Annotated in this window: 11 protein-coding genes; 5 read left to right on the top strand and 6 right to left on the bottom strand. The window is 66.7% G+C overall.

What is annotated here, in order from left to right; all coding sequences use genetic code 11:
* Positions 1–17: 17 nt before the first annotated feature.
* Positions 18–1,199, bottom strand: a complete 1,182-nt coding sequence (locus ABD156_RS25085) for a cytochrome P450 (RefSeq protein ID WP_344278401.1) — start codon at positions 1,197–1,199, stop codon at positions 18–20.
* Between the two features lie 300 nt (positions 1,200–1,499).
* On the opposite strand from ABD156_RS25085, the gene ABD156_RS25080 reads away from it, so the two are divergent.
* Positions 1,500–2,999: an MFS transporter gene (locus ABD156_RS25080; RefSeq protein WP_344278398.1), complete on the top strand. Its 1,500-nt coding sequence runs from the start codon at positions 1,500–1,502 to the stop codon at positions 2,997–2,999.
* Positions 3,000–3,002: 3 nt separating this feature from the next.
* On the opposite strand, the gene ABD156_RS25075 is transcribed toward ABD156_RS25080, so the two are convergent.
* The 3 genes from ABD156_RS25075 to ABD156_RS25065 form a co-directional block, all read right to left on the bottom strand.
* On the bottom strand, positions 3,003–3,998 hold the full coding sequence (locus ABD156_RS25075) for an Lrp/AsnC family transcriptional regulator (protein WP_344278395.1): 996 nt from the start codon (positions 3,996–3,998) through the stop codon (positions 3,003–3,005).
* A gap of 217 nt (positions 3,999–4,215) precedes the next feature.
* Entirely contained in the window at positions 4,216–5,085 is an 870-nt protein-coding gene (locus ABD156_RS25070) for an LLM class flavin-dependent oxidoreductase (protein ID WP_344278391.1), read from the bottom strand.
* 252 nt (positions 5,086–5,337) lie between these two features.
* Positions 5,338–6,537 (bottom strand): aminotransferase class V-fold PLP-dependent enzyme, encoded by a 1,200-nt coding sequence (locus ABD156_RS25065; protein ID WP_344278388.1) that lies wholly within the window; start codon positions 6,535–6,537, stop codon positions 5,338–5,340.
* A gap of 426 nt (positions 6,538–6,963) precedes the next feature.
* Here ABD156_RS25065 and ABD156_RS25060 point away from each other — a divergent pair, with 426 nt between their 5' ends.
* The gene (locus ABD156_RS25060) at positions 6,964–7,965 is read left to right on the top strand and encodes an isopenicillin N synthase family dioxygenase (RefSeq protein WP_344278385.1); all 1,002 of its coding nucleotides are present in this window, start codon (positions 6,964–6,966) and stop codon (positions 7,963–7,965) included.
* Positions 7,966–8,040: 75 nt separating this feature from the next.
* Here the strand turns inward: ABD156_RS25060 and ABD156_RS25055 are convergent, their stop codons facing one another.
* On the bottom strand, positions 8,041–8,442 hold the full coding sequence (locus tag ABD156_RS25055; protein ID WP_344278382.1) for a nuclear transport factor 2 family protein: 402 nt from the start codon (positions 8,440–8,442) through the stop codon (positions 8,041–8,043).
* 73 nt (positions 8,443–8,515) lie between these two features.
* Positions 8,516–10,384 carry an asparagine synthase (glutamine-hydrolyzing) gene (asnB, locus tag ABD156_RS25050; protein WP_344278379.1) on the bottom strand — a complete coding sequence of 623 codons (1,869 nt, stop codon included), beginning with the start codon at positions 10,382–10,384 and terminating at the stop codon, positions 8,516–8,518.
* Between the two features lie 550 nt (positions 10,385–10,934).
* Here asnB and ABD156_RS25045 point away from each other — a divergent pair.
* From ABD156_RS25045 to ABD156_RS25035, 3 genes are all read left to right on the top strand, one after another.
* Positions 10,935–12,029, top strand: a complete 1,095-nt coding sequence (locus tag ABD156_RS25045) for a ParB N-terminal domain-containing protein (RefSeq protein WP_344278377.1) — start codon at positions 10,935–10,937, stop codon at positions 12,027–12,029.
* Between the two features lie 221 nt (positions 12,030–12,250).
* Positions 12,251–13,135: an ectoine hydroxylase gene (gene thpD, locus ABD156_RS25040; RefSeq protein ID WP_344278374.1), complete on the top strand. Its 885-nt coding sequence runs from the start codon at positions 12,251–12,253 to the stop codon at positions 13,133–13,135.
* A 334-nt stretch (positions 13,136–13,469) separates the two neighbouring features.
* Positions 13,470–15,089, top strand: coding sequence for an AMP-binding protein (locus ABD156_RS25035; protein ID WP_344278371.1), 1,620 nt, complete (start codon positions 13,470–13,472; stop codon positions 15,087–15,089).

Genomic DNA, 15,089 nt, shown 5'->3' with positions numbered 1-15,089 from the left:
GGCGTGGGCCGCGTCGGCTATTCGCTCACCGGAGAGGATCCAGTCGGCGGCCTCGCCCACGTAACCGGCAGTTCGCGCACCGAATAGAAGATCGCGTTCTCCTTGAACTCCAAGCGATCCAGCGGCACGCCCAGCGCTAACGTCGGCACCCGCCGCCGCAGTGTCGCGTACGCGATCTCCAACTCCACCCGGGCCAGCGGCGCACCGAGGCAGAGGTGCCGCCCATAACCGAACGCGACGTGGTGGCGGGCGGGCCGGTGGATGTCGAAGCGGTCGGGATCCGGGAAGGCCAGCGGATCCCGGTTCGCGGTGCTCTTCACCGCGATGATGCCCTCGCCCGCGCGGATCAGCTGCCCGCCGATCTCCAAATCCGCTACCGCGACGCGACGCGCTTCGGTGTGCGTGATCGACAGGTAGCGCAACAGTTCCTCCGTCGGGTCGGACAAATCGCGGAACTGCTCCGGATGCGTCAACAACACAGCCGTGCCCAACGCGATCATGGCCGCGGTGGTGTCGTGACCGGCGATCAGAAGAAGCTGTCCCAGTACGGCAATCGAACGCGGGGACATCTCGGCAGCCAGCTTGCTGAGCAAACCCGGCTCGGCGGCTTTCGTGGCGACGAGGTGTTCCAGATACGAATTAAGCTCTTCGCTGGCCGCCAGGGCACGCGTCGGATCCGGGTCGTCCATGACGAGCGTGCGGGCCACGCCCTGGAAAAAATCGCGGTCCGCGTAGGGGACGCCGAGCAACGCACAGATCACCAGCGAGGGGAGCGGCAGCGCGAACGCCTCGACCAAATCGGCAGGATTCGGTCCGGCGAGCATTGCGTCAAGGAGGCCGTCGACTAATTGCTGAATGCGCGGCCGCAGCGCCGTCATTTTCCGGACGGTGAATTCCGGAGCCAGGATTCGCCGCTGCGCGGTGTGCTCCGGCGGATCCATCTGCATCAACGTCTTCATTCGTGCGTCACGTGCCTTGCTGACCGGGTTGGTGTGCGGGAAACCGGGCTGTGCGACGTCGACGCTGATCCGCGGATCCGCCAGCACCGCACGGACATCGGTATACCGGGTGATCAGCCAGGGCTCGCTGCCGTCCCACAGCCGCACCCGTGACACCGGTGGCCGCGCCGTCAATCCGGGCGCGGGGGCGAAGGGGCATCGTGGCTCGCGGGCCATCGGGAAGGTTTCGCTGCCGGTCATGCCAGCTCCTCACGATCGAGTGCGTTTCGGAGCTGAAGCATGGCTTCGAGGGGGGTCCCGGTAATCAGACAAAGCAGACATGAACTGCGTCACATTCGCTCGAGGCTCCGGGTTGTTGGCGGAGCTAGGAGAAAACAGGTCATGCAGACCTTCGAAGATGAGCGAATCCGTCACCTGGGGCTTTCTGGTGGAAGTCTCCGTCGATCTGCTGTGCAGAGGTGGAGAGAGCGTGACCCGGCAAGGCATCCTGCTCACCGTGAGATCCGACATCTCACCCTTTTGGCTGGTCAGGGGGAATCAATGCGCAAGTGGTGGCCGTTGGTGGGCGTATGCCTCGGCACCTTCATGTTGTTGCTGGATCTGACGATCCTGTCCGTGGCGCTGCCCAGCGTCGCGGTGGGCCTGCACACCACGCTGGCCGGGTTGCAGTGGGTGCTGGACATCTACGCGCTGGCCCTGGCGGCTCTGGTGCTGGTAGGCGGGTCGGTGGCGGACATCGTGGGCCGCCGCCGGGTTTATCTTTACGGCCTCGCCGTTTTCGCCGTGGCTTCGCTGGCCTGCGGGTTGTCCACGTCGGTGGTTTTCCTGGTCACCGCGCGGGCGGTGCAGGGAATCGGAGCGGCGGCGATGTACGCCACGACGATCGCGCTGCTGGCGGACCACTACACCGGCCGGGACCGGGGCACCGCGTTCGGCGTGTGGGGCGCGGTCAACGGCGTCGCCGGCGCGGCGGGTCCGCTGGTGGGCGGCCTGATCACCGAATACCTGAACTGGCGGTGGATCTTCGGGGTCAACATTCCGATCTGCCTCATCGCCGTCCTGATCACCTTGCGCTACCTGCACGAGACGGAAAAGCGCGCGCAGCGGAAGTTCGACATTCCTGGAATGGTTTCGTTCGCGGTGGCCGCCACCGCGATCGTCTACGGGCTGATCCTGGTCAACGGCACAGGCTGGACCGCGCCGAGCACGCTGCTGGTTTTCGCGGCAGCGGTGGTGGCGCTGGTCGTGTTCGTCATTGTCGAATTGCGCTCCGAGTCGCCGTTCATCGATTTGCGGCTGCTTCGCAGCAAAGCGTTCAACATGATCATGGTGGCGACTTTGGTCCTGCAGGTCGCGGCATTCACCTATATGCCGTTCACGTCGCTGTGGATCCAATCGGTGCTCGGCGCGGGCCCGATGCAGGGCGGGCTGGTCTTCGCCGCACAGGGCGGCGGCGCGCTGGTGGCCTCCCTGCTGGCAGGCCGGTTCCTGCACGGGGTAGCGCCGCGCTGGTCGGTCGGCTTCGGCGTGCTGATCGTCGGCTGCGGTGCGCTGCTGCAAGCCGGCATCGGCGCGGACGCGGACTCCTCGGCGGTGATTCTCGGGCTGGCGGTGTCCGGCATCGGCATCGGCCTCGGCACCCCGACCCTGGTCTCGGCCGCGGTGGCCGCGGTCCCGCCGAAGGACGCGGGCATGGCAGGCGGCGCGGTGAACACGCTCCGCCAGTTCGGCTATGCCCTCGGCGTCGCGGTGCTGGGGCTCATTTTCGCCTCCGCGGTGCGGTCCTCGTTCGAGTCGTCGCATTCGGTCGCCGACCCGCACGCCGCCGCGGAAAAGCTCGCCAGCGGCGGAGCTGGCGAACTGCTGGCGGCCGACCGCGGGCTGACCGCGCCGGTCCAGCACGCGTTCGTCTCCGGCCTGAACACCATTTGCCTCGTCGCCGGGTTGCTCGGCGTGGTGGGCGGATTGCTGGTGCTCGTGTTCGGCGCGGTGCGCGCGAAGGACGACAAGGCCGTGCCAGAACCGGTTAAGACCGTCTGACCGCTATCGCTGCCGGGTGGCGGTCCGGCCCAGATCGCGGGCCGCTCCCGCGCTCTTGAGCGTCTGGAGCACGGGAGCGGTCTCCATGTGGCGGATCGCGTCGAGGGAACACACGCGTTCGGTGAGGTATTCATGCAGGGCGTCGAGGTCGCGGCACAGCGCGTGCACCACCAGGTTGGTCGGCCCGGTGGTGGCCGCGACCACGGCTACCTCGGCATGGCCCGCCAATGTGGTCGCGACCTCGACCAGCTGCGAAGGTTTCACCGACAGCCACAGCCACGTTTCCGCGCTGTACCCCATCGCGAATTCGTCGATCTCGATGTCGAAGAACACCACGCCGTGCTGGCGCAAGGCCTGCAACCGGCGTTTGACGGTGGTCTCGGACCATCCGGTGGCCGCCGCCAGCTCGCCGTAGCTCATCCGGCCGTCCCGCGTCAACTCGGCCAGCAGCGGAGCGTCGGCGTCGGCCAGCGCGACGTCGCCGCCGGTCTCGACCGGGGGCGGGCGGAGCTCGTCCTGTTGCGCGGGTGTGAGCGCGGTGGTCAGCGCTCTCCAGCCGGACGGTCCGCCGAAGTACATGTGCAGCAGGCAATGCGCCGAAACCGACATGACCCGGGGAGTGCGCGGCAGTTCACGCAAAAGCAGGGAACCCTGCGCATTGCCCGGAACGGTGCGCACGGTGCACATGATTTCGGTGCCGCCGGAAATAAGCTGCACCCACGAAGTGTCGGACCGCCGCGCCAGCGCCTCGGCCACGGTTTTGGCGGCGTTCGGAGTCACCGACAACCGCACCATCCATTCGATTTCCCCGGAACGGCGCGGCGCGGGAAGCCCGACCACCCGGAGAATCCCGTCCTCGCGCAACCGCCGGTACCGCCGCGCGACCGTCTGCTGGGAAACGCCGAGCACCGCCGCGACCCGGCTGAACGAGACCCGGCCGTCGAGATGCAGGGCGTGGATGAGACCGCGGTCCACCTCGTCCAGGACGACTTTCTCCATGGGGCGAGCTTAGCCCGGCGGGTGAACTTGTTTCGGAGGCTTCCGGCCGAAACCCGGAAATTCTCCCGGGCAGTTGCGTGACCGCATCTCCGGCGCATCGTGCTCGAGCGCCGGGGGAAGACGCCCGCGCCGATCCCGTTCCGGAAAAAGGCCGGCGGAGCGTCTGCGAGGACAAACGCGCCGCCGGCCGCAGTGCGGAAACCGGAATTCCTGCAGGCTAAGAAACGAGCGGACGGACTTCCTCGGCGAGGAAGCGGAAAAAGCCGACCGGATCGGGTTCATCGGGAGTGGGTTCGAGGATCACGGTGTCGGCGCCGGCCTCCGACCATTGCGCGATGGTGTCCGCAATGGCATGGGCATCGCCGACGGCACTGAGACTGTCGCCCACGTCATGGCCCAGCCTTTTCGTTTCGGCCCCGGCTCGCTCGGCCGCGTCCGGTCCGGTCGCGGCCACCAGCTGTACCATGAAAGGGAATTTCCCGTCGGCCGGTTCGCGCGCGGCTCGCCCTTCCCGGACCAATTCGATCGCTTGCGGGAGACCCGCCAAGGTGGTTCCGGTGACGACGCCGTCGGCGGTTTCCCCGATCAGCCGCAGGCTGCGCGGACCGAACGCGCCGGCCACCACCGCCGGAGCCGTATCCGGCGGCCAGTCGAGAGCGACATTGTCCAGCTGAACATAGCGGCCTTGCGCGGTGACGCGTTTCCCGGCGAGCAAATCCCGCAGGGCGTCGAGATATTCGCGCAGCAAGGTGAGCGGCGAAACGACCCGGGCCCCGACCTGGCCCATCCACTCCTGGTTGCCGTGGCCGACGCCCCAGATCGCCCGCCCGGGGAATATTCTCTCCAGGGTGGCGATTTCCATTGCGGTCAGTGCGACATTGCGCAGCGGCACCGGGAGAACGCCGATGCCGATGCGAACGTGCTCGGACCAGGCGAGTGCCGCCGCGGCACTCGATATGCCACCTTCGGCGAAGCAGTCTTCGCACAGCCAAAGCTCTTCGAGACCCGCCGCATCTGCTACCTTCACCACCTCCCGCAGCAGCTCTGGGGGATTTTGCGGACGGAATACGACACCCATGGTTGTCATGCCCCTATTGCTACCATTCCGCATCGCTTCGAGCCAGCGAATATAGCCGCGGTCGCGTACTACGGATCGGTGAACATTCGGGAGCTGTTTCCGCGGATCGAGGATCGTCCGCAGTTCGGTCAGGTCATTCGCTTGCCGGGAAGCCGGCCGCCTTGCCGTGTCCGCATTGCCGCCTCTCGCGATGTGCGAAAGCGTGACCGCATTCGGGACGGCGGCTCCGGCGGAGCACCGCCGGGTCAAGCCTGGAATATTTCACGCCACCGCGGTCACTATGTCGACAACGCGCCGAATGTGGTCTTTTGTCACATAAAGCGGCGCGAAGGCGAAGCGAATCAGGTCCGGCGGCCGGGAATCGACGTGCACGCCGCGTTCGGCGAGTTCGTGTTCGACCCGTTCGGCATCCGCGACGCGCACCGCGAGATGCCCGCCGCGGCGAAGAGCGTCTCGCGGCGAGGCAAGCTGCTTCGCCAGATCCGGCCGGCTTTCCTCGAGGCAGGCGAGAAAATAGTCGCCTAGTTCGCGAGTGCGCTGGTACAGCGCTTCGATTCCCGCCTCGAGCAGCGGATCGAGCGCGTGGTTCAACCCGGCGAGGCTGAGCACCGGCGGGGTTCCCGTGCGGGCCCGGTCGATCCCGTCGGCGGGTTCGAAACGGGGGGACATCGCGAACGGCCTGGCGTGGCCGTGCCATCCGGCCAGCGGGAAGTCCACGTCCGGCTGATGCCGCACGGGCACGTAGGTGAAAGCGGGAGCTCCCGGCCCTCCGCCGAGATACTTGTAACCGCAGCCGATGGCGAGGTCGACTCCGTTGGCGTCGAGGTCGACCGGGAGTACGCCCGCGGCGTGACTGAGATCCCACACCGAAATCGCCCCGGCGTCGTGGCACAGCGCGGTGGTCTCCCCGATGCCACGGCGTTCCCCAGTGCGGAAGTCCACCGGCGAAGTGAGCGCGGCGGCCACTTGATCGCCGTGTTCGCGCAAGCGGATGTCCAGATCCGCGCGGGACACGGCGGCCAGGCGCCGGTCGAGCAACCGCGCGACAGACGCCGCGATGTACAGGTCGGTGGGAAACGATTCTTGTTCCACGAGCAATACCGGTCGATCCGCGCGCAACCGGCAGGCCGCGACGAGGACATTGAACAAGGTCGTCGACGTCGTTTCTCCCGCGACGACGATCTGCCCCGGTTTCGCGCCGAGCAGTGCGCCCAGCTTGTCGCCGACTGTGCGCGGCAGATCCAGCCAGCCTTCCTGGAACCAGCCTCGCACCTGCAGGCGCGCCCACTGCCCGGAAATCAGGTGGCCGAGTTCGGGAATCAAGCTGTGCCGCGGTGCGCCGAGCGAATTTCCGTTGAGGTGTATCCGGCCGTCCAGTGCGTACTCTTGCGAGCAGGACGAAATTGGATCGGTCTTTTCGCGGGGCGATCCGTCTTCTTCGATCCTGGGCTGAATCGTCATCCCTGATTCTCCTTCTCGTCGGCTCCTGAGAAGCATTTATCGCTGAAGAATAGTCGCCGGTGAGGCGTCGCGCCATGAGTTCTGGCCTGTGCCGGCCGTCTCGGCGAGGGAGATGAGCGGCGCTTGAGCCGCTCGTGAGCGAGTGCCGGTAATTTGGCAAAACCGCTTTTCTCTCCGGGTCGGGCGGGACATCCGCGAGGTTGACACGCGAGGCGTCCGGTACATACTCTCGATCAAGTCCTGCTCCGAATCAGGGCACGCGGTAGCGCGATCGTCAGTGCTGGGGTGTCGAGACCAATCGGCGAAAACTGTCAGCGGCCGAGTTGTGTGCTGAACAGGCGAAGACGAGTGCTGCGTGCGGTCGGCAGCGGATCAGTGGTGCGCTTTCCCGGATTGTGGCAAGGGTGTATCAGAAAGGGACTCATTGTGCAGCAGAAATCGGTCACCATGGTCGACGGTTACGTGCCGGTCATCGACATCTCGTCCCGCGACAGCGCGGAGGGCCGCGGCGCACTGGCCGCCGCGATCGGCAAGGCGTGCGAAACGTCGGGCTTCTTCGTCATCGTGAACCACGGTGTGCCGCAGGAGCTCATCACCCGGACGTGCAAGGTGACCAACGAGTTCTTCCGGCTGCCGGACGAGGAGAAAGACCTGATCGCCCACCGGCCCGGCGCGTCCGGCTTCCGCAGGTCCGGCGGCAAGGTGGCGCAGAGCATCGACCGGAAGACCCCGCCGGACCTGTGCGAAACGTTCGCCGCGCATTCCACCGGCGAGCTGAGCGAACCGGAACGCGCGAAGCTGGGCGACTACCAGGCGACCTGGAAGCTGGCCAACATCTGGCCGGAACGCCCGGCCGGGTTCAAGGACACCTGGCACGAGTACATGGCCGCGCTCGAAGCGTTGTCCGGCGACCTCATGCGCCTGTTCGCCCTCGCGCTCGGCCTGGACGAGAACTTCTACGACTCCAAGTTCGACCGCCACGTGTCCGCGCTCGTCGCCAACTACTACTACCCGCAGCACGAAAAGCCCTTGCCCGGTCAGCTGCGGAAGGGCGCGCACACCGACTTCGGCAGCTTGACTGTCCTGTACCAGGAGGACAACCTCGGCGGGCTCCAGGTCCTTCAAGGAGAAGACGACTGGCGGGACGTCCGGGCGATCCCGGGCAGCTTCGTGGTGAACGTCGGCGACCTGATCTCCCTGTGGACCGGAGGGCGATGGGTGTCGACCATGCACCGGGTGGTCAACCCGGAGCAGGGGAACACCTCCTCCCGGCTGTCTTTGCCCTTCTTCTACCAGCCCAACCACGACGCCCGCGTGGAACCGCTGCGCCCGCTCGCGGCCGCGGCCGACGACAGCCGCTTCGACACCGTGATCGCAGGGGAATGGGTGGCGATGAAGATGAGCAAGCTGTTCGCGACCGCGCACTGACGGCTTCGGAAGGCTGATGTGCGGCCGGTGGCCCGCATCAGCCTTCCTCGCGCTCCCGGTCAACGCCGTGCGGAGTCAAGGCCGCACGGCGTTCGCGACCGCGTAGCTGTCCTCGAGAAAGAGATAACGTTTGATCCGGCCGCCGACGACGGTGATCCGGATGGCGAACTGGCTTTCGACGGGCCTGCCGGTGGCGCGCACGACGGAACGCAGGCGGCCGGTGACCACGGACTCCTCGCCGTCGACGAAGATCCGGTCCACTTCGAACAGTTCCTGAATCACGTACCGGCTCACCGAGGCGAAGAAGTCCGCGACCTCGGCCGGCGTACGGCGGCGGCCGAGCCACGGGACAAGGCCGGCGGCGCCGGGGATATGCCAGTCCACCTCTTCGGCGAACAAGCCGTCGAGACCGTCGAGGTCGGCTTTGGCCAGTCGCGCGAACAGTTCGCCGACGACAGTGCGGGTGCTCGGGGTCAAGGTCTCCTCCAGTAAGGCAGTGGCGAGTACGGCAGGGCGGGCGGTCCTGGTCCAAGACCGCCCGCCCGGCCCGCTACTTCAATTGCTCGCAAGAAACGCCGTAGGCGGCGAGCCAGTTGTTGAGCCGGATCGGGGTCTCCGCGAGGAGGATCCGTTCGAACATCGAGCACGGCTGGGTCACCGGCCGGTTCGCTTGCGCCCGGCAGGCCTCGACGTCGAGCAACGGCAGGGCAGGCGAATCCGGGTTCGCGACGATCTTGCCGAGTTCCTGATTGATCGCCTCGTCGTACGCGACGTCCTGGGTGGACGGATACGGCGCCTTGCGACGCTGCAGGATCGACTCGGGAAGCAGGTCCGTCGCTGCCGCCCGCAGGAGGCTCTTCTCGCGGCCGTCGAACGTTTTCATCGCCCACGGTGTGCCGTACACGTACTCCACGAGCCGGTGATCGCAGAAGGGCACCCGGACCTCCAGGCCGTTCGCCATGCTAATCCGGTCTTTGCGGTCCAGCAGCTGGGGCATCCAGCGGGTGATGTTGAGATAGTTGTTGTTCCGCATGCGGCGTTCGAAGTCGGACTGGCCCGGCGGATGGGGCACCTCGGCCAAGGCAGTCCGGTACTGGTCGGCCACGTATTCGGGCAGACTCAGCTCTTTGACGAGATCGGGATGGAAGAACCGGGTGGACAGGCTCGCGGGGGACTCGCTGGCGAGTGCGTGCCACGAGAAGGTGTCGGCTTCGACCGCGCGCGGCAGATGACTCCACAGGTACCCGCCGAACACCTCGTCGGCCGATTCGCCGGACAGCGCGACCGTGGAATGTTCGCGGATGGCCTTGAACAGAAGGTACAACGAAGGGTCGTGGTCGCCGAGCCCGTACGGCAGATCCCAAGCGCGGAGGACCTCGTCGCGCACCGCGGGATGCACCAGGTCGGCGTTGTTGAGGAGAATGGTCGTGTGATCGGTCCCGGCGTGCGCGGCCAGTTCGGCGGCGTACGGGCTGTCCGGGGCCTCGCGCAGCGGCTCGGGTTCGAAATTGCTGGTGTAGCCGACGAAGTCGACTGAAAACGCGCGTACCTTGCCCTCGTCGCGCGCATTCGCGGTGCGTTGCGCCAGTGCGGTGATGATGCTCGAGTCCAGGCCTCCGGACAGCAGCGTGCACAGCGGCACATCGGAGATCATCTGCCGGCTCATGATGTCGTCGAGAAGTTCGCGGACCGTGGAGATCGTCGTGCGCAGATCATCCGTGTGCGGCTTGCCGGTCAGCGACCAGTAGCGCTCCTCGGCGAGCCCGTTCCGGCGTACGCGCACGAGATGTCCCGGTTTGACTTCGCGCATGCCGCGCAGCGGCGTCTGGCCCGGCACCCGCAGAAAAGAGATCGCGTCGCGCAAGCCGTCCACCGTGATTTCCGCGGAGCTCAGGGGATTGGCGAGAACGGCCTTGGGCTCGGAACCGAACAGGACCCCGTCGGGCGTCGGGTAGTAGAACAGCGGTTTCACGCCGAGCCGGTCCCGGACCAGCAGGAGTTCCTGGGTGCGGTTGTCCCAGATCGCGAAAGCGAACATGCCGTTGAGACGTTCCGCGAACCCGTGCCCCCACTGCAAGTAGGCCCGCAGCACTACCTCGGTGTCGCTGCGCGTGCGGAACCGGTGCCCGTGCCCCGCGAGTTCGTTGCGGAGTTCGGCGAAGTTGTAGACCTCGCCGCTGTAGCTGAGCACCGCCAGCGGGGCGCCGTCGCTCGTCGTTTCCGGACTGGCCATCGGCTGCTGCCCGCCGGGAAGGTCGATGACAGCGAGCCGGCGATGGCCCAGCGCGACCCGCGGGCGGAGCCACAGGCCCGCCGCGTCGGGGCCGCGGCACGCCATCGTGGCGATCATGCGCTCAGCGGTTTTCTCATGGTGTGTGAGGTCGCGCTGAAAATCCACCCACCCAGTTATTCCGCACATGAAAGACCTTTCCCAGAGAAAAAATGTGGATTGCCGACGGCCGGCCTCCTGGCGAGAACCGGAAGCGGCAGGCACGCTCGATTGACCTTGTTAGCACAACTGCCGTCCGAGGCGGAACAGCGGACCGCGGGACGGGCCGGTTTCCGGCTGGCGCGCGCAAGCGATGCGCCGAGGGCGGCAGCCCGGACGCGGGAACCTGTCTTGCGGTTCGGCAAGCAAGCTGCCGACGCGTCCCGGCGGGGTTGCCCCTAGTGGAATGACAGGGGTTGCGCAACTGTTCTCCAGTCACACAAACGGCGTATTCTTCGCCAGTTCCGGATGGATAGCCGATCGCGCGTACGCGCGCAATTTCGCGCAGGGTTGTCGTCTGAGGGAAGCGAATTGAGTTAATCGGATTGTCGTTTCCGGGATTCTACGAATTTCGTAGCGTGCACCCATGTCGTCACGGTATCTGGACCGCGGCAGGCGCTCTCGACGAAGGGGACCCGAGATGATCGAGCTGGTAGACTCGTGATCGACACGATGCGGCACCGCTCGACGGGGGTTGTATGTGCCAACCTGGGGGCAAGTCGCTGCTGAACACGTTCGGGCCGAGTTCAATTGTTACTGGGTACGTGGGGGCACGGTGGGCGACGTTATCAATGATGAATCATCGATGGAGGAAGTGCGTTTCGCGTCGGCGGCGATTCGAGAGCTGCCGTCCTTTTCGACAGTAGTGCAATGCCGGATATCCGAAGTGCTGCCCGCGGATTCGTCGCCGCGCAGCGCGGCGCTGGACGCCGACCACCTGAGAAAACTACGTGAATCGGAGGCCTCGCTCCCTCCGATTGTAGTCCATCGGGCGACGATGCGCGTCGTCGACGGCTGGCACCGGCTGCACGCGGCGAAGTCGCGCGGGGACACGACAATCGCGGCGGTGTTCTTCGAGGGCACTTTCGAAGAGGCCTTCGTGCTGTCGGTGAAAATCAACTCGGCGCACGGACTGCCCCTGTCGCTCGCTGATCGGAAGGTCGCGGCGGAACGTATTCTGTCGTGGTATCCGAACTGGTCGGACCGATCGATCGCCGCCATTGCCGGGATCTCGCACACCACCGTCGCCGCTGTCCGAGGCCGGTCGATTGGCAAATCTGGCCAGTCGACCGGCCGGATAGCCCGCAACGGGGCGGTGTACCGGTCCAAGGTGCCGCAGGGGCGCCGGCGCGCGGCTGAGCTGTTCGTCGCCGACCCGGGCGCGTCGGCGCGAAAGGTGGCCCAGGCGGCGGGCATCTCCACTACCACGGCCAAAGACGTGCGGAAGAGGCTTCGGGCCGGGGAAGATCCGGCGGCGTCTCGCGGCGGTGCGGCCGGCGAGCCTTCCGAGGCCGGTCCGGCCGATAGGCTGCGGGTGCCTCCCCAGCGGACCGTCGGCGCCGCCGAGATGCTCGACCGATTGCGCCGGGACCCCTCGCTGCGGTTCACCGATTTCGGCCGGAAACTGCTGCACTGGCTGGAGAGTCCGCTCGGCGATCACATCGACTGGGACGCCGTGGTCAGCAGGCTTCCGAGTCACTGCACCAGGAATATCGCCGAGATCGCCCGGCAGCGTTCCAAGGACTGGCAGCAGTTGGCAGAATTGATCGACCGCGACCTCAATGTCACCGGGTGACGGCGCCGTCGGCCCGCGGAGCGCACGGATCGCCGCGGGCGACCGGATGGAGTGCTTCATGACGCGGGGCCGGCGGCAATCGCGGGAGGAGCCCCGTTCGGGAAAGCGCCCGGACGATGCGGGCGCACTGTGTTCGCGTCGCTGGTGATCGGCACACGGTGCGCGAATAAAACGTCAAACGTTCATTGGTCGCCATAAAAACTGGTCAGGAGAAGAACGCCGTGACGACTTTGGCCGAAAGACGCATCGACAGGTACCGGACCCGCACCGACGGGGTCGCGCCGCTGATCCGGCGGACCGACCCCGCGGTGTGGGGCAAGACCGACTCGCCCGTGCTGCGCCGCTTCGACGCGGACGGCTACACGGTTCTCGACGCATTGCTGAGCCCCGCGGAAACGGCGGAGCTCGCGGCCGAGATGGACCGGCTGGAAAGCGACCGCGACCTGCGGAGCGACGAACGGGTGGTCATCGAGAAGAAGTCGGACCGGGTCCGGTCGGTCTTCGAGGTGCACCGGATCAGCCCGGCCGTCGCGGAACTGGCGCGGGACGAGCGGGTGGCGGGCCTGGCGCGGCAGGTGCTGGGATCGGAGGTCTACATCCACCAGAGCCGCGTGAACTACATGCCCGGCTTCGACGGGGCCGGATTCTATTGGCATTCCGACTTCGAGACCTGGCATGCCGAAGACGGGATGCCATTGCCGAGGGCGGTGAGCCTTTCGATCGCGCTGACCGACAACCTCCCGTACAACGGCAGCCTGATGGTGATCCCCGGTTCGCATCGCTTCTTCGTGCCGTGCCGGGGCAAGACCCCGGACGAGCACTACCGGGAATCGCTGCGGGAGCAGCGGGTCGGCGTGCCCTCGGAGGAGCACGTCACCGAATTGGCCGGCGGCCGGGGAATCGTCCAGTTCACCGGTGCTCCCGGGTCGGCGCTGCTGTTCGACTCGAACGTCATGCACGGCTCGGCCAACAACATCACGCCGTTCCGGCGTTCCAATATCTTCCTGGTGTTCAACAGCGTCGAGAACGCGCTGGAGGAGCCTTTCGCGGCCTCCGCCCCGCGTCCGGCGTATGTCGCGGCGCGGGATTTCACCCCGGTGCGGTGACCCGTGCGTGCCGGACCGCGGCGAGCCAGGGAGTCGGGCGGGCGGCGCGTTGACGATGGCATGCGGCGGCACTAATCTCTCCTGAGAACCAGTGCGTACGTGAATTTCCGACTCGCACAATACTGGGGGAATACCGGTCTTCGGCGCGGAAGCGGTTGTGCCCGCGGGCCGACGTAATCAGGTGCTCGGAACAGGCGAACCCTCGTTCCGGAAATCGTTCTCGTTCGACCGGGTCCGCGCCCGGTGCACGGGCTGTCGTTTCGCAGGCGCGGAGAATACGTCGTTTGTTTCCAGGGACTGTTTTCAGCGGTCCTGACAAGGGAGAGAAAACTTCGTGGATACGGAACCATTGCTGAACCTCGTCCTCGGCGACGTGCTGAGCAGACAGGCCCGCGAGTACCGGAACGAGGCGTTCTTGCGGTTTCGGGAGGGAGACCTGACCTACGGCGAGGTCGACGAGATGGTCAACCGGGTGGCTCAAGGGCTGATCTCGGTCGGCATCGGCCCCGGCGACCACGTCGCGGTGATGATCCCCAACCAGCCGGAGATCCTGTACTCGATTTTCGCGCTGGCCAAGCTGGGGGCGCCCTCGGTGCCGGTCAACACCGAGTACCACAGCGAGCTGCTGCGGCACGTGCTGCACAGTTCGGACAGCACGACGTTGATCATCGACTCCCGCTATATCGACCGGATACCGCCGTTGGCCGCGCGCCTTCCGCGGCTCGAACGGATCATCGTCTGCGGCGCGGACGCCGCCGCGGCGGCCCGCCTGCCGCTGGGCAAACCGGCCGTGTCGCTGAAGAGCCTGCTGGGCAACGGAAACGCGCGGCCGCTGGTCGAGATCGGCTTCTCCGACCTGCAGGCCATCCAGTACACCTCCGGGACCACTGGCCCGTCCAAGGGCGTGATGGTGTCGCACGCGCACGCGCTGATGTGCTCCCTCGATTCGCTGAACTACCTGGACCGCTGGGGAAAGACGAGCTACAGCCCGCTGCCGCTGTACCACGGGTCCGCGTTGTGGGACGGGGCGTTTTCCGCGCTGCTGTGCGGCGGCTCGGTCGGGATCGTCGAGCGGTTCAGCGCCTCGCGGTTCTGGGACGACGTGCGGTTTTTCAACGCGAAGGTCGCGATGAGCGTCTTCACGATGATCCCGATCCTGCTCAACGCGCCGCCCAGCCCCCGGGACAAAGACCATCCGCTGGAGATGTTCTACACCGGCAAGTCCGCGCTGGACGACACCCTGCGGGACCGGTTCGGCGTGCGGTCCGTCGAGACCTACAGCGCCGCCGAGGTCGGCCTGCCGATCGCCAGCCCGTACGGGCAATGGCGCACCGGTTCGTGCGGCCGGGTGGTGGCCGACAAGTTCGAAGCCGCGGTCGTGGACGAGCACGATTTCGTGGTCGGCCCCGGGGTGGCGGGCGAGCTGGTGATCCGGCCGAAGCTGCCGTCGATCGTGACCGGCGGCTACTACGGGGTCCCGGAGGCGACCGCGCGGTGTTTCCGGAACATGTGGCTGCACACCGGCGACCGGGTGTGGCAGGACGCCGACGGCTACTTCTACTTCATCGACCGGATGCGCGACGCGATCCGCCGGCGCGGCGAGAACATCTCGGCGTTCGATCTGGAATGCGAGGTGAACCTGCACCCCGCGGTGCTCGAGACCGCGGCGGTCGCGGTGCCGTCCGAACTGGGCGAGGACGACGTGAAGCTGGCCGTCGTGCTGCGTCCCGGCTCGACGCTGACCCCGCAGGAGCTGATCGAGTTCTGCACCGAGAAGCTGCCCCGGTTCATGATCCCGCGGTACGTGGAGTTCGTCGATTCGCTGCCCCGGACCGGAAACGACAAGGTCGCCAAGTACCTGCTGCGGGCACAGGGCGAGCACGGGCTCACGCCGGGCACGTGGGACCGGGACAAACCGGCGCAGGCCGAGGCGAGCGCCGGGGAAGGGGCCTGA

The sequence above is a fragment of the Amycolatopsis albidoflavus genome (genome assembly GCF_039525725.1).
Taxonomy (GTDB): domain Bacteria; phylum Actinomycetota; class Actinomycetes; order Mycobacteriales; family Pseudonocardiaceae; genus Amycolatopsis; species Amycolatopsis albidoflava.
Note: the sequence above shows the minus strand (reverse complement) of the source record. Positions and strands in the feature narration are given on the sequence as shown.